This is a genomic window from Marinilactibacillus kalidii, assembly GCF_017599325.1.
GTDB classification, from domain to species: Bacteria; Bacillota; Bacilli; order Lactobacillales; family Carnobacteriaceae_A; genus Marinilactibacillus; species Marinilactibacillus kalidii.
The window spans coordinates 15,635-30,374 of the sequence record NZ_JAGFVM010000043.1 but is presented as its reverse complement, the minus strand read 5'-3'; the positions used below and the strand labels follow the sequence as shown (position 1 = coordinate 30,374).

Below are 14,740 nucleotides of genomic sequence, written 5' to 3'. Positions count from 1 at the left end.
GCCTTTTTGAAAGCAGCTTTTATATTTTGGGAAAAACGAAGAGTACGATAATCCGTTGAAAGAAGGCAGAAGATAAATGGTGAAACTAGAAGAAAAATTACAACATGTGATAGATGAACGAATGGATGAATTTTTCGATTACTTAAGACTGGATTCTGTTTCTACTCAAGACAGAAAAATACCAGAAACTGTCCAGTATGTTAAACAAATGCTTGAAAAGACTGGTGGAGAAGTTCAGGTACTGGATGATCTAGGGGGGAATCCAGTGGTATATGGGTATTTCCCGGCAGGTGATAAAGGCAATAGTGAAAAAACACTTTTGTTCTACAATCATTACGATGTTCAACCGGAAGATCCGATTGATGAGTGGGATAGCGAGCCATTTGTGCCAACTGTGCGAGAGGGTATCTTATATTGTCGTGGAGTGGCAGATAATAAAGCCAACCTAATGGTGCGACTGAATGCGATCGAAGCGCTCTTAGATTCAGAAGAAGGATTACCGTGTAATGTGAAATTTCTGATTGAAGGCGAAGAAGAAAACGGAAGTCCGTCACTTGGAGCATATTTAGAAAAATACGCTGACTTGTTTAAAAGTGATGCTTGTATCTGGGAGTTTGGTGGAAAAGATGAAGAAGAAAACTATGTTATCGAGGCAGGCATCAAAGGGATGGCTTATTTCGACTTATCTGTTGAAAGTGCAGATGTCGATATTCATTCTTCGATCGGTGCGGTCGTGGACAATGCTGCATGGCGATTGACACAAGCCTTAGCGAGTATGAGAACGGCTGATAACCAAGTGCTTGTGGAAGGATTCTATGATGACATTACACCACCGACTGATTTTGAAAAAGAAGTCGTCGCACGTAAACCATTCGATGCTGAAAAAACACAAGCCTTATACGGATTGAAGCATCCATTGATTACAAAAGATTTAGACTGGACACCGAATGAAGCACTGGCGTTTTATCCGACAATGACGATTTGTGGATTCATTTCCGGATATACTGGACCAGGATCAAAAACAGTATTACCCAGAGCCGCTTCAGCGAAATTAGATTGTCGAATCGTTCCAGGACAAGATCCAGAAAAAATCCACGAATTGATTCGAGCACATTTGGATAAACATGGTTTTGAAGAAGTAAAACTTGATTTGATCAAAGGGCAAAAAGCATTCCGTTCTGATTTGACAAATGGTTTTGTCGATGTAGTGGTTGATTCTGCTCAAAAAGCTTATGGAGAACAGACTGAAATCGTCTTATCACCGAATAATGCTGGAACAGGTCCGATGTATAATTTCGATAAGTATTTGAACTTGCCTGTTCTTAGCAGCGGATGTGGCTGGGCAAATTCAAGAGCGCATGCACCAAATGAATCTGTTCGATTGAAAGACTTTTTTGAAGGATCCGCTCATATGGCGTACTTACTTCAAGCGTTTGGAAAATAAAATGGACACAATAAAAGAAGCGACTCCTTTAAAAAGGGTCGCCTCTTTTTGTCTATCGTTAGGATAAGCTTACATTGTTTTAGGCAGTCGTCTTCATACTAGTGTTTGTTTCGGGCACCTTAGTCAGCACATAAAAACCAATCAAGAAAAGGATGATCAAACTGAAAACCCCGTAATTTGATTGCCCTGTTAGTTGCGTAATTATCGCAACTAAGCTAGGTCCAAATATGGAAGCGAATCTGCCAAAGATATCATATAAGCCAAAAAATTCATTGGCTTTATCAGCTGGAATGATTTTTCCGAAATAAGCACGGCTCAATGCTTGAATTCCTCCTTGAGAAGTCGCGATCAGCATAGCCAATATCCAGAAATCAACTAAGTTATCCATAAAAAAAGCGTAGATGCAGACAAATAAATAAACAATAATCGCAACATAGATCATCGTTTTGCCTGGAAAACGATCAGCCAGTCGCCCGTAAAGAATCGCGAAAGGCGCAGCAACGATTTGAACAGCCAGCAATACGATCAATAAGTCTGTAGGATTCAGGCCTAAGTCGGTACCGTAAGCTGTAGACATGGCGATGATCGTTCCCACACCATCAATGTAAAACATATAGGCAATCAGGAATAGAAAAGCTGCTTGATATCGTTTTAATTGTTTAAAGGTATTCAACAAGCGCTTCAAGCTGCTTTTTAATAACTTTGGTTCTCGCTCGATTCCGTACAATTGATGGACGTTTTTTAACATGGGGACACTAAAGACGATCCACCAAGTAGCTGCTAGTATAAAAGAGAATCGAGTCGCAGTCGTAACAGAAAAAGGAAGAAAGCCATTTTGCGCTAACATAATGATCGCAATACTAATGACGAATGGAATACAGCTCCCAATATAGCCTAAGCTGAATCCTCTAGAAGAGATTCGGTTCATGCGTTCAGGTTTCGTGATATCGACTAAAAAACCATCGTAAAATACATTTGAGCCTGCCATACCAATAGAAGCGATCGCATAAACAATCAATAATAAGAGCCAATGGTTAAGTGGTACAAAAGCTAGAGCGAATGTACCAAGTGTGCCAAGCACGAAAAAGCTAATAAAAAACTTCTTTTTAAATCCTTTGGTATCTGCCATCGTGCCGAGTATGGGAGCTAGAATCGCTAGAATAAGCGTAAAGGCTGAGATCGTATAGCCGAGATAAGGAGTGGCATTGACCTCTGAAACACCAGATTGAGATGCGGCATTACTATAATAAATTGGAAAAATCGCTGTTGTGACAATAATAGAGAACACTGATTGTCCCCAGTCATAAAGCATCCAACTATGTTCTGCTTTCGTATAGGTCATTTTCACTTACCTCAACACTCCTTTAAAGATGTAATGAACCCATTTTAGCAAATGGATAGCAAGAAAAGTTAGCATTAACGAATCTTTTTCCTAAATTTTACACGATAACGAATGAATAGTTAGAAGTGTGAGATTCTTAAGTAGCGAGAAACAAATAGAGAAATAACCAAACCAGTTAATTGTTAACTTTATGTGAACAACCTGTAAAATTTATTGGGAATTACCAGAGAACGCAACAACGATAATTAATCTAATGTAAGCGGAAACGAAACGAGAGATAACAATTTATTCCGAACGATCAATCAAAGACGTCGGTTTGTCTTCGTTTATAGATGAATCGTTCGTGAGACGTAAAGAATTCTGTTATGCTCTGCGTAGGAATTCGAACAATAAATAAATAAAAATTTTCTAATTTGTAAATTTTCTGTTCATTTATTGTAAAGCAACATTTAAGATGGAGATGGAAACTCTGAATTCGAACGTTGCAGGTTTATACCGCAGCATCAAGTTATCCATCATCAAAAATCGCAATGCATAATATGGAGGAGTAAAAATAGTGGATATACAACAAATCATTTTTCAGTTCGCAGGCGGGCTAGGTATTTTCCTTTTTGGTTTGAAATATATGGGAGATGGCCTTCAACGCTCAGCTGGAGATAATTTGCGTGATATTTTAAATAAGTTTACATCAACGCCTTTCCGAGCAGTTCTTGCCGGAATCGTCGTTACGGTATTGATTCAAAGTAGTAGTGGAACCACTGTTTTAACAGTTGGTCTTGTAAGTGCCGGATTTATGAAATTAAAACAGGCTATTGGGATCATCATGGGTGCCAATATTGGAACAACGATCACAGCATTCATCATTGGTTTTGACATCGGTGCTTATGCACTGCCGATTCTTGCATTTGGTGCCTTGCTTTTATTCTTCTTCAAACGACCATTCGTGAACAGTATGGGTCAAGTCATATTTGGCTTTGGTGCCTTGTTCTATGGATTAGAGTTAATGGGAGATGGATTGAGACCGCTAGAAGACTTGCCAGTCTTTACAGACGCGATGGTTACTTTATCACATAACCCAATCCTAGGAGTAATCTCAGGAACACTTTTCACATTCATGCTACAAAGTTCATCTGCAACGATTGGTATATTACAAGAATTGTATAGCCAAGGCAGTATGACACTTGAAGCGGCATTACCGATCTTATTCGGAAGCAATATCGGTACAACGATCACAGCAATACTAGCTGCTATCGGCGCAAGTGTAGCAGCAAGAAGAACATCTGCTTCACACGTGATCTTTAACTTGTCAGGAACAGTGATCGTGTTATTACTGTTAAATCCATTTACAAGCTTAGTCAGTTTCTTATCTGTGCAATTTGGATTAAACGCAGCGATGCAAATAGCCTTTGCGCACGGTATGTTCAACGTATTCAACGTTCTGATACAAATGTGGTTCATTAGTCAGATCGCAGCGATCGTAACGAAACTTGTTCCAGGAGACGATGCATTGATTGAATACGATTCTTCAAATCTAGATTATTCGATTATTCAAACAGCACCATCCATTGCCTTGAACCAAGCCAAATTAGAAATACAGCAAATGGGTGAATTTGTTACGGAAGAATATAAATCAATGTTTAATTATTATAAAAAACAAGACGATAAAAGTCGGATCAACACGCTGCAATTAGAAGAAGTCGTCAACAAAATCGACGTTCACTTAACAGAATATTTAATGCTGATTTCAGTAGAAGATCTACCTATTCAAAACTCGGCTGAACATGCACAATTAGTGGATGTAACGAAGTATCTCGAGCGAATCGGTGATCACTCAGAAAATGTCATTAAAAATATTCAAGAAGCGGTTAAAGCTAATAAAAAACATAACAAGAATTACAACAAAGGAGATAAGGTATTCTTTGATGAGGATCTTGTTCATTTATTTGAACTTGTTGAAGAGAACATCAAAGATGCTGTTAAATCCTTCTCAGAAGATAGTTACTCGCTAGCGGGTAAAGTCTTGAAACGAGAAAAAGAAGTCAATAAATTGGAAGACGATATTCGTAGTAAATTTATTGAACGCTTAAACAAAGGTATCGGGTTACCTTCCGATGGGATCCTTTTTGTGGATATTGTATCGAATCTTGAAAGAATGTCAGATCATTCAACGAAGATAGCGAAACACACGCTCGGGATGCGTTATCCATTCCAAAAACAAAACAAAATTCCAAAACATGGTTACTTGAAAGAAGTTACTGACGGTGTCGAATTACCTTAAAGTAACAAAAAAACATTCTCGTTCTCAGTCGATGACTGTAGAGCGAGAATGTTTTTTATTTGATTTGATTGATGAGAGTGCCTATACCAGAAATGGAAGCCTCTAGTAGATCATTTTGTGTTAGCCAATGTTGATCGACTTTATCTTGACTATAGATGACGCCTTTAGGTGTACCAGTAAAAATCAAATCACCTGGTTTTAACGTAAGATGTCTAGACAGGAAACTGATAATGTAAGGGACATCGAAAATCATATCCTTCGTGTTCCCTTGTTGTCTCACTTCGTTATTAACAGTTAAAGTAACAGAAAGATTTTTTAGATCACTAATTTCATCTTTCGTGGCGATACTAGGACCAACGGGTGCGAAGTAATCAAGTGTTTTTCCAAGCATCCATTGCGATGTATTTGTTTGAATTGAGCGATCAGAGAGATCATTACCGACCGTGTAGCCAAAAACATGGTCAAGCGCTTGTTCTTTTGAAATGTTAAAAGCTTCTTTTCCGATCACTACGACCAACTCTGCCGAATAATCAACTTTTCTGGCAACGGAAGGAAGGGGGATTTCTTGATTATGCCCTGCTAGGGCATTATTGTACTTATTGTAAAGTACGGGTTTTAAAGGGATTTCACCATCGACTTCTTTAATATAGTCCAAGTAATTCATCCCGACACAAATGATTTTTTCAGGATGCTGGATAACTGGTAAATAATAAAGCTGATCTCTTTGTTCAAGCAGTGCTTCGGGCGTTCCTTTTGTTGCTTTAAACTGTTCAACTAGTTTAGCTAATGGCTTCAATAATTTGGGGTCTTTCATTAATTTTTCCATTGTGTAAGTCGTTTGATCTTGAAAATAACGACTTGTTTTTTCAATGTTCAAGATACCGTCGCTCAGTTCTATCCCTAGTTGGGCCTGACCATGTGAAGCGGTATAATAGTGAACAAGTTTCATACTTGTTTCCTCCTAAGGAAGTGATCAATTTGAATAACTTTATTTTTATAATTATAGCTAAAAGCACCTAGATATAAAATTATAATGAATTTTGATTTGAATTTTCTTGCTCAAACGAGTAGTTTCCAGTATTCTTAAGAGACTAACACGTAAGCGTATGACTTATAAACGGAGGATTCAAATGGCTAACCGCAATAAAAATATTGAAGTTGAAATCAGAGAAACAGCTAACCAATCAGACACGTTGAACGAAATCGAAGTGCTGGTCAAGAACAAAGTGATCGGTACAGTTCGTCAAGCGCAGGACGAACAAGCGATGATCTGGTACAAATCAGATAAAGAAATGACAGCGAAGACAGTGGATGAAGGGATTCAAATGATCATCTCTGAGTATAACTTGCACGATCAATAAACATATTTGAAAAAAGTCTATCTATAGAAATGACTAGCTGAAGCGCTAAGTTTTCAGTTCAGGTTTCTTGGGTAGGCTTTTTTTGTCTATCGCTAAGATTGAACGAAAAAAGTAATCAATGCTTTCGATACGGTTAGAGAAGCTGAATGTGATATGATGGAACAAAGAACTGTTGTATTTCAACAGCGTTAGGAAGTGATGAGAATGGAAAAAGTAGAAAAATATGAGGATAAGATTCCTCATAAAAAGAAATTGATTCGATTGATCAACATTTTTCAGTCGAATTGGGAACGTGCAGATATCAATCAAAGTGCTGCCGGAATGGCCTATTTCTTGCTCTTATCTTTACTACCCATACTATTGGTGATTGCCAATGTCATTCCTCTGTTACCGATGGCGACAGAAGATATTTTGAATTTTATGTCAGAAGTGATTCCTCAAGATATTTTTAATGTACTGGAACCGACACTCGCCAGTTACTTGGAAAGTGGTAGTGGCGGCGTGATCTCAATAGGGTTATTGGGTGCGATCTGGTCAGCGAGTAAAGTCATCAATATTTTGAGAAAAGTATTGAACGATGTATACGGTGCGACGATGCAGAACAACTTTATTATTGCGCGTATCATTTCCGTGTTTGTCATGACAGGGATTTTGATCGTGATTGGACTCGTTGTATTTTTATTCGTGTTTGGTGAACAAATCTTAACGATCATCCAAGACTTTGTTGACTTACAATTACCGTTTATTGATACCTTTTTGATTGTTCGATATATTGTTTTGATTGCGATTTTATTTGTAGTATTTTTTATTGTTTACCGATTTGTACCAAATCATAATATTACAGTGAAGTATTCATTCCCTGGAGCGATTTTTTCTACAGTTGGCTGGTTAATTCTTGTACAAGGTTTCTCGCTTTACTTGAATGTTGCCGGTGGAGATGCTGTCGCAAATGCCACGTTTGGTGCATTTATCGCCTTGATGTTATTCCTTTATCTATCTAGTATCATTATGTTGCTAGGGGGCTTATTAAATACAATCATCTTTGAATGGAAAAATCACAAATCAGTGCCCGAGTACGAATCAGATCTCAGAAGAGAGAAGCAAATCAGTGATTCAGAATGGACTGGTTACCCAGATGAATCAGATACCGTAATTTTGAAAAAAGCCATCTATAAAGTAAACCGATTAAAAGAAGATGAGCTGGACAAAATCAAGCAAAATAAAGATGAAATGAATATGAATAGTTAGAGTATGAGAGAAAGAAGTCGAGCATAAAGCTTGGCTTTTTTTATCTCTTTTGATTTTTAGGTGAAATGCCTTATAATAGAAAAGGAAGTTTAGAGAATGAGGAGTTTGTTTACATGAAATTTTATTGCCATCCAACTTGTACAACTTGCAAAAAAGCACAGAAGTGGTTAGATGAGAGAAGTGTCGCCTATGATTGGATCAATTTAAAAGAAACCTCGTTGTCTAAAGAAGAATGGATCGCGTTGATCGAACAGTCAGATCGTCCAATCAAACAATTTTTCAATACAAGCGGTCAAGTCTATCGAGAAAAGCAATTAAAAGATAAAGTACCTAATATGACAATTGAAGAAGCAGCGGAATTATTAGCATCAGATGGTATGCTTGTGAAGCGACCGCTTGCTTTTGATCAAAAGCAGGTCACCGTTGGCTTCAAAGAAGCAGAATATGAAACAGTGTGGGCGAACTAAAGGAGAGAATGACATGTCAGTGAAATATCACGAATCAGGATTATGGATTGAAAAAATGGAAGACCAGTATAGAATTGGTTTGTCCGAAAAAGGACAAGATGATATCGGGGAAGTCATGTTTGTCGAATTACCAGAAGAAGGCGCAATGCTAAAAGCTGGTGACGTTCTACTAGGTGTAGAAGGTGCGAAAGCTGTAACAGAATTGACAGTACCCATGACTGGAACAGTGACGGCCGTCCACGAAGAAGTAGAAGATGAGCCAGAAATATTGAATGCCGCAGATAAAAGTGAGAACTGGATCGTAGAACTAAGTAGTGAAGACCACGAAGCATTCAATAGCTTTTCAGATAAAGTTCAAAATAATGAAAATTAAGCTTGACTTGAAGAGTCTAGCTTGATAATATAAAAACACTTAAATACAACAAGTTATGTAAAACAATCAATGCGATGATAAGTAGAGTACATCCAAGAAACATTTAAAGAGAGCTGCGAACTGGTGAAAAGTAGCAATGCGGGCAGGATGGAAAATGAGCTTTGAGCAGATAAGGTGAATGAATTCTCATTAGCCTGATCCGGGTGCACCCGATAACGTGCCACAGTATATGGAATAGTCTAACTATTCTCCGTACTGGATGAGGTCTGATACGCGAGTATAAGACGAAAAAAGGTGGTAACACGAAAGCAAAAGCTTTTGTCCTTTGGAATCTACGAATGGATTCTATAGGACAAAAGCTTTTTTTATTGGTATAAATAGAATGACCCTACCACAGAATCAAGCAGATGAGCACGATGAGCTTAAGGAGGAAACAGCGTGATTGAATTAAAACAGATCAATAAAGTCTACAAGACAAAACAAACGGATGTCGTCGCATTAGATAACGTCAATATAGCCATTCAAGATGGCGAGATATACGGTATCGTAGGCTACTCTGGTGCAGGAAAAAGTACGTTGCTACGGTTATTGAATGGACTAGAAAAACCAACATCCGGTGAAGTTTCCCTTGCAGGTAAAGCGTTGAACACCCTGAAAAATGCAACACTCAGAAAAGAAAGACAAAAAATCGGCATGATCTTTCAACACTTCAACTTGTTATGGAGTAGAACTGTTCTAGAAAACATCCTATTCCCGCTTGAAATCGCAAAAGTTCCGAAAGCAAAACGCATTGAAAGAGCAAAAGAATTGATTCGTTTAGTGGGATTAGAAGGCAGGGAAGAAGCCTACCCAGCACAATTATCCGGTGGACAAAAACAAAGAGTGGGGATTGCTAGAGCATTGGCTAATGATCCAACGGTTCTCTTATGTGATGAAGCAACAAGTGCATTGGATCCTAAAACGACTGAAGATGTATTAGAGTTACTGTTAGACATCAACCGTAAACTGAATTTAACGATCGTCTTGATCACACATGAGATGCAAGTGATCAGAAGAATCTGTGATCGGGTAGCTGTCATGAGCAAAGGTGAGGTTGTAGAAGAAGGAAAAGTTTCCAATGTATTCAGAAATCCTGAACAAGAAATCACAAAACAATTCATTCGTCAGGATACAACAGCCGATTCAGAAGACGTGATCACGATACTACATGAACTAGCTAGAAAATATCCTGAAGGCAAAATCGCTAGACTTGTCTTTGCCGGTGAAACAGTTAGAAGCCCCTTTATCTCAAAAATCTCTCGTACTTGTAATGTGGATATCAATATTATCCAAGGAAATGTTCAGGAATCACAAGAAGATACAGTTGGCTCCTTATACGTACAAGTAACTGGGAAAACGGAAGATATCGAAGCGGGTATAAAACAAATCAAGGAACACAATATTGAAATCGAGGTGATCGACTATGCGTAATCGAAATCAAAGTTTGCTAGAAGTGTTTCAGTCATATACAAACTGGGAAGAAGTAGATTTAGCGAGTTTATGGGAGAATACGCAAGCGACGCTTTATATGACAATAGTATCCTTGATTGCCGTTTTTATTATCGGTTTAGTGCTAGGGTTACTCTTATACGAAACCAGTAGAAGAGAGGGTACATTCGCAAAAGCGGTATATTACATTACAACACTGATCGTGAACGTATTTCGCTCCATTCCTTTTATCATTTTGATCGTCTTATTGATTCCATTTACTCGAACACTCTTAGGGACGATTACAGGACCAACTGCTGGATTGCCAGCACTGATCTTATCAGCTGCACCTTTTTATGCGAGACTGGTTGAATCAGGATTCAGAGATGTCGATAAAGGTGTAGTGGAAGCCGCTGAAGCAATGGGGGCCAGTAAGTTAGAAATTATTGGTAAAGTATTGATTTCAGAAAGTCTACCATCGCTCGTTTCAGGAATTACAGTAACCGCGATTTCCTTAGTTGGGTATTCAGCAATCGCCGGCATCATCGGTGCGGGTGGACTAGGAAATATGGCTTATCTGGAAGGCTTCCAGAGAGGTCGAAACACAGTAGTTCTCGTTGCAACGATCACGATCGTCTTGATCGTCTTTATTATTCAAGCTATCGGTGACTTTGCAGTGAAGAGAATTGATAAAAGGTAAGACCATTCCAACGTGTACAAACTTTAAAAAAACAATTTATTCAGGGGGAAAAGACAATGTCAAAATCATTATGGAAAAAAGTATTATTATCAGCTGGAGCCGTTGCACTATTAAGTGCTTGTGGAAATGATTCGAACGATGCATCAAACGAAGGATCTACTGATTCAGAGAATCAAACGGAAGAGACAACCATTCGTATTGGGGCGACGAATACACCACATGCTGAAACATTAGAATTTGTTGCACCTAAACTTGAAGAAGAAGGGATTACTTTAGATATCGTCACGTATACTGACTATCCATTGATCAATGCTGCTTTAGATAGTGGCGATTTGGATGCAAACTACTTCCAAACTGTGCCGTATTTCGACGCAGAAATTGAACAAAATGGCTATGATTTCGCTAATGTTGGTGGTATTCATATTGAGCCGATCGCCGCTTATTCTCAACGCGTAGATAGCTTAGCGGATCTTGAAGATGGTGCAAAAGTATTGGTCAGCTCAAATGCACCCGATTATGGTCGAATCCTTGAAATTCTTCAAAATGAAGGTTTGATCAAATTAGATGAAAATGTTGATATCACAAAAGCAACATTTGATGATATCGTTGAAAACGAACGTAACCTTGAATTTGAAACGTCTTATGACCCAGCATTGATGGTTCAACTTTATGATAATGACGAAGGTGACGTTGTCTTCATCAATTCGAACTTTGCCGTGGATAATGGACTGAGCCCAATAGATGATTCTATCGCGATCCAAACAATAGAAGATTCACCATATGCAAACATCATCGCAGTACGTTCAGAAGATAAAGATAATGAAGCGATCAAAGCTTTAGTCGAAGAATTGCGCAGCGAAGAAACACAAGATTTCATTTTAGAGACTTGGGGCGGATCGGTTATCCCCGTTTCTGAATAGAGAATAAAACAAAATAATCTAAAGTCATACAAAAGGTTTGCCATTTTAAATTAGATGGTAAACCTTTTTGTTTAATATTCTAAAGCGAAAGCGTTCACTCACAAAAAAATATGCTATGATAGATAGGATAATGAAATAAGGAGTGAATCGTTATGCCGATCGTACATGTAGAAATGATTGAAGGACGTTCTGATGAACAGAAAAAACACTTAGTAGAAGATATTGTAAAAGCAGTGGAAACACATACCGGTGCACAAAAAGATGCAATTACTGTGATTATTGATGATATCAAGAAATCAAATATTGCTACTAAAGGTCAATACCAAGGTTAATCGCAATAAATAAATCGAATTATTAGAAAATAGTGCTGCTCAGTGAGACTTTGACTGGGTGAGCACTATTTCGTTCTTTTATAAACTTTTTAAAGTATGTGTAAGAAGAGGAGACAAATAAATGAAATTTAACGCGAAGAAAGTAGGATTGCTTCTTGGACCATTCCTATTCTCAGTACTTTATTTTTTGCCAGGGATTACAAGTTTAGAAGACGCACCGAGAGCTGTGTTGGGTGTAACAGCATGGGTAGCTACTTGGTGGATCACAGAAGCTTTACCGATACCGGCAACATCATTATTACCGATTTTTCTTCTACCATTAACAGGTGGGGCAGATCAAGCTACCGCAACAACAGCATATGGAAACCCGATCGTCTTTATGTATATGGGTGGCTTTACGATTGCGATCGCGATTGAAAAGTGGAATTTACATAGAAGAATCGCGATGACGATTATTTCTATCTTAGGAACAAGTAGTAACCGCATTATTTTAGGTGTAGGACTCGCGACAGCTTTTTTATCTATGTGGATTTCGAATGCAGCAACAGCCTTAATGATGTTACCAATCGCCATTGCGTTGATTACAGAGATTCGAGAGAAAGGATTTTTTGACGATGATTCGATGCAGAATTTTTCAAAAGGTCTGCTATTGATGGTAGCCTATTCTGCTTCGATTGGTGGCTTAGCAACCATTGTCGGATCTGTACCAAATGCAGCTTTCGTAGCGATTGCTTCGACGATGCTCGAACAAACAGTGACTTTCTCAGACTGGTTCTTGTTTGGTATCGTGATTACGATTGTATTGATGGTCGTACTGTATGTTTACATTACGAAAATCAAATTCAAGGTCAAACAAAGTGGGGAGATTTCTTCTGACTTTGCCAGACAGCAATTAAAAGAACTTGGACCGATGTCTGTAGAAGAAAAACTCGTACTGACTGTTTTTATTGCTATTGGATCACTGTGGATATTTGGAGGCTTCTTACCATTCGAATTGTCTGACACCACGATATCGATCTTTGGGGCAACCTTATTGTTTATGATTCCAAGCACAAAAGGTGGACGTTTACTTGACTGGATAGATATGAAGCACTTGTCTTGGGGCTTACTATTATTATTCGGAGGTGGCCTTTCACTCGCAGCTGCTTTTGAATCTTCAGGTCTAACCACATGGTTCGGTGATATTCTATCGAATCTAGATCAGTTTAATTACTTTGTGATTTTGATTATTTTGACGACAACGATTCTCTTTATGACTGAAATCATGTCGAACACGGCAGTCTCCAATATGTTGATGCCAATCAGTGTAGGGCTCGCAGCAGGGATTGGTGTCGCACCATACGGAATTATGGCCGTTGTTGCTTTGGCTTCTTCGTGTGCCTTCATGCTCCCTATTTCTACACCACCGAATGCAGCAGTATTCAGTACGAACGAGATTAAAATTGAAGACATGATGAAAGCTGGATTCTGGATGAATGTCGTCAGTATCGTAGTCATCGTACTAGCAGTCTACTTCCTACAACCTATCCTATTGAATTTTTAGAATAAAATTATACCTGAAGTATGAATTCTATTACTTGCATACGAGTGAGTAAAAAGATTCATGCTTTTTTATTACCTTAAAATCCACATTTAATATTCGTTAGACAATATAAGAAGCTTTAGTAGCGGCATTTACAAGAATGTATTAGTTGGGATTTGATTAGTATTTACACAAAATTTACAATCCTTTACATGAACTACACATAATATCCGTAATGAATCAACATTCGACTTGTAGTATAGGAACCGAGGACAAGATAAACTGTCTATCACATTACTCAATCAGAAGGAGATTTAAAATGAAACTTAAGTACGCATCGAAATGGATTATGGCACTTAGCGCGACAGCATTATTAGCAGCTTGTGATAACGCAGCAGACACAGATACAGGTTCTGACGATTCGGACGCGGGCACAGGTACAACTGATGAAGGTGCAGCAACAGGTGACTTTGATAGTTCTGCATCAATTACAGTAGTAGCTCGTGATACGGCTTCAGGTACCCGTGGTGCTTTCAATGAAATCACTGGTGTATTAGTAGAAGATGGCGATACTGAAACTGATAATACTGCTCAAAGTGCAATTATCCAAAGTGGTACTCAAGGCGTCATTAGTGCGGTTTCTGGCGATGTTAATGGCATTGGCTATATCTCACTAGGTTCTTTAAATGATTCAGTTAAAGGTGTAATGGTAGATGACGTTGAACCAACTCATGACACAGTAGCTGACGGTACTTACCCAATTGCTCGTCCATTCAATATGGCTTACGGTGAAGACTTATCGCCACAAGCACAAGAATTCTGGGATTTCATCTTTAGTCAAGAAGGTCAAGCTATCGTTGAAGAAGAAAGTTATATTCCTGTAGATCCTGAAGCTGAAGCATACGAAGAACAAGAAGGCATTGAAGGAACGATTAGTCTTGCTGGATCTACTTCAGTAGAACCTGTTGCAACAGCGATTTCTGAAGCATTCAAAGAAATCTATCCAGATGTAACGTTTGAAATTTCAGCTACTGGTTCAAGTGCGGGTATCACTGCTGCACAAGATGCAACAGCTGATCTAGGAATGGCTTCACGTGAATTATCAGAAGAAGAAGCTGCATCATTAACTGTTGAAGCAATCGCAAATGATGGTATCGCAGTAGTCGTTAACAATGACAATGCACTTGAAGGGTTAACACTTGAACAAGTTCGTCAAATCTTTACAGGTGAAGTGACTACTTGGGCAGATGTAATGGAATAAAGTTATCTTCTAGATAACCGGTTAA

At 38.5% G+C, this 14,740-nt stretch carries 14 protein-coding genes and 1 other annotated feature; of the genes, 12 read left to right on the top strand and 2 right to left on the bottom strand.

Annotation, left to right across the window (positions count from 1 at the left end):
* Nucleotides 1-76: 76 nt before the first annotated feature.
* Nucleotides 77-1,444: a M20/M25/M40 family metallo-hydrolase gene (locus tag J5J05_RS10325; RefSeq protein WP_208560607.1), complete on the top strand. Its 1,368-nt coding sequence runs from the start codon at nucleotides 77-79 to the stop codon at nucleotides 1,442-1,444.
* 79 nt (nucleotides 1,445-1,523) lie between these two features.
* Here J5J05_RS10325 and J5J05_RS10320 read toward each other — a convergent pair whose 3' ends face one another.
* A complete protein-coding gene (locus J5J05_RS10320; protein ID WP_208560666.1) occupies nucleotides 1,524-2,786 on the bottom strand; it encodes an MFS transporter in 1,263 nt (420 codons plus the stop codon).
* A 556-nt stretch (nucleotides 2,787-3,342) separates the two neighbouring features.
* On the opposite strand from J5J05_RS10320, the gene J5J05_RS12980 reads away from it, so the two are divergent.
* Complete coding sequence (locus tag J5J05_RS12980) at nucleotides 3,343-5,064, top strand: Na/Pi cotransporter family protein (protein WP_208560606.1); 1,722 nt, start codon at nucleotides 3,343-3,345, stop codon at nucleotides 5,062-5,064.
* Between the two features lie 55 nt (nucleotides 5,065-5,119).
* Here J5J05_RS12980 and J5J05_RS10310 read toward each other — a convergent pair whose 3' ends face one another.
* Nucleotides 5,120-6,013 carry a fumarylacetoacetate hydrolase family protein gene (locus tag J5J05_RS10310; protein ID WP_208560605.1) on the bottom strand — a complete coding sequence of 298 codons (894 nt, stop codon included), beginning with the start codon at nucleotides 6,011-6,013 and terminating at the stop codon, nucleotides 5,120-5,122.
* Between the two features lie 181 nt (nucleotides 6,014-6,194).
* On the opposite strand from J5J05_RS10310, the gene J5J05_RS10305 reads away from it, so the two are divergent.
* From J5J05_RS10305 to J5J05_RS10260, 10 genes are all read left to right on the top strand, one after another.
* A complete protein-coding gene (locus J5J05_RS10305; RefSeq protein WP_208560604.1) occupies nucleotides 6,195-6,425 on the top strand; it encodes a DUF2969 family protein in 231 nt (76 codons plus the stop codon).
* 204 nt (nucleotides 6,426-6,629) lie between these two features.
* The gene (locus J5J05_RS10300; RefSeq protein WP_208560603.1) at nucleotides 6,630-7,673 is read left to right on the top strand and encodes a YihY/virulence factor BrkB family protein; all 1,044 of its coding nucleotides are present in this window, start codon (nucleotides 6,630-6,632) and stop codon (nucleotides 7,671-7,673) included.
* Between the two features lie 113 nt (nucleotides 7,674-7,786).
* A complete protein-coding gene (locus J5J05_RS10295) occupies nucleotides 7,787-8,140 on the top strand; it encodes an arsenate reductase family protein (RefSeq protein ID WP_208560602.1) in 354 nt (117 codons plus the stop codon).
* A gap of 13 nt (nucleotides 8,141-8,153) precedes the next feature.
* A complete protein-coding gene (locus J5J05_RS10290) occupies nucleotides 8,154-8,513 on the top strand; it encodes a glycine cleavage system H family protein (RefSeq protein ID WP_208560601.1) in 360 nt (119 codons plus the stop codon).
* Between the two features lie 65 nt (nucleotides 8,514-8,578).
* Nucleotides 8,579-8,842 (top strand) — a binding site (T-box leader).
* Nucleotides 8,843-8,951: 109 nt separating this feature from the next.
* A complete protein-coding gene (locus tag J5J05_RS10285) occupies nucleotides 8,952-9,983 on the top strand; it encodes a methionine ABC transporter ATP-binding protein (protein ID WP_208560600.1) in 1,032 nt (343 codons plus the stop codon).
* Nucleotides 9,976-10,680 carry a methionine ABC transporter permease gene (locus J5J05_RS10280; protein WP_208560599.1) on the top strand — a complete coding sequence of 235 codons (705 nt, stop codon included), beginning with the start codon at nucleotides 9,976-9,978 and terminating at the stop codon, nucleotides 10,678-10,680. Before J5J05_RS10285 ends, J5J05_RS10280 begins: the two co-directional genes overlap by 8 nt.
* Before the next feature lie 56 nt (nucleotides 10,681-10,736).
* Nucleotides 10,737-11,600 (top strand): MetQ/NlpA family ABC transporter substrate-binding protein, encoded by an 864-nt coding sequence (locus J5J05_RS10275; RefSeq protein ID WP_208560598.1) that lies wholly within the window; start codon nucleotides 10,737-10,739, stop codon nucleotides 11,598-11,600.
* A 152-nt stretch (nucleotides 11,601-11,752) separates the two neighbouring features.
* Complete coding sequence (locus J5J05_RS10270) at nucleotides 11,753-11,932, top strand: 2-hydroxymuconate tautomerase (RefSeq protein WP_208560597.1); 180 nt, start codon at nucleotides 11,753-11,755, stop codon at nucleotides 11,930-11,932.
* Nucleotides 11,933-12,053: 121 nt separating this feature from the next.
* Complete coding sequence (locus J5J05_RS10265; RefSeq protein ID WP_208560596.1) at nucleotides 12,054-13,475, top strand: SLC13 family permease; 1,422 nt, start codon at nucleotides 12,054-12,056, stop codon at nucleotides 13,473-13,475.
* A gap of 298 nt (nucleotides 13,476-13,773) precedes the next feature.
* Nucleotides 13,774-14,715 carry a substrate-binding domain-containing protein gene (locus J5J05_RS10260; protein WP_208560595.1) on the top strand — a complete coding sequence of 314 codons (942 nt, stop codon included), beginning with the start codon at nucleotides 13,774-13,776 and terminating at the stop codon, nucleotides 14,713-14,715.
* The last annotated feature ends 25 nt before the right edge of the window (nucleotides 14,716-14,740 follow it).

Coding starts and splice junctions, on each gene's coding strand:
- J5J05_RS10260 (WP_208560595.1), top strand. CDS start 13,774: ATGAAACTTAAGTACGCATCGAAATGGATTATGGCACTTAGCGCGACA.
- J5J05_RS10325 (WP_208560607.1), top strand. CDS start 77: ATGGTGAAACTAGAAGAAAAATTACAACATGTGATAGATGAACGAATG.
- J5J05_RS10265 (WP_208560596.1), top strand. CDS start 12,054: ATGAAATTTAACGCGAAGAAAGTAGGATTGCTTCTTGGACCATTCCTA.
- J5J05_RS10280 (WP_208560599.1), top strand. CDS start 9,976: ATGCGTAATCGAAATCAAAGTTTGCTAGAAGTGTTTCAGTCATATACA.
- J5J05_RS10275 (WP_208560598.1), top strand. CDS start 10,737: ATGTCAAAATCATTATGGAAAAAAGTATTATTATCAGCTGGAGCCGTT.
- J5J05_RS10320 (WP_208560666.1), bottom strand. CDS start 2,786: ATGACCTATACGAAAGCAGAACATAGTTGGATGCTTTATGACTGGGGA.
- J5J05_RS10290 (WP_208560601.1), top strand. CDS start 8,154: ATGTCAGTGAAATATCACGAATCAGGATTATGGATTGAAAAAATGGAA.
- J5J05_RS10270 (WP_208560597.1), top strand. CDS start 11,753: ATGCCGATCGTACATGTAGAAATGATTGAAGGACGTTCTGATGAACAG.
- J5J05_RS10305 (WP_208560604.1), top strand. CDS start 6,195: ATGGCTAACCGCAATAAAAATATTGAAGTTGAAATCAGAGAAACAGCT.
- J5J05_RS10310 (WP_208560605.1), bottom strand. CDS start 6,013: ATGAAACTTGTTCACTATTATACCGCTTCACATGGTCAGGCCCAACTA.
- J5J05_RS10295 (WP_208560602.1), top strand. CDS start 7,787: ATGAAATTTTATTGCCATCCAACTTGTACAACTTGCAAAAAAGCACAG.
- J5J05_RS10300 (WP_208560603.1), top strand. CDS start 6,630: ATGGAAAAAGTAGAAAAATATGAGGATAAGATTCCTCATAAAAAGAAA.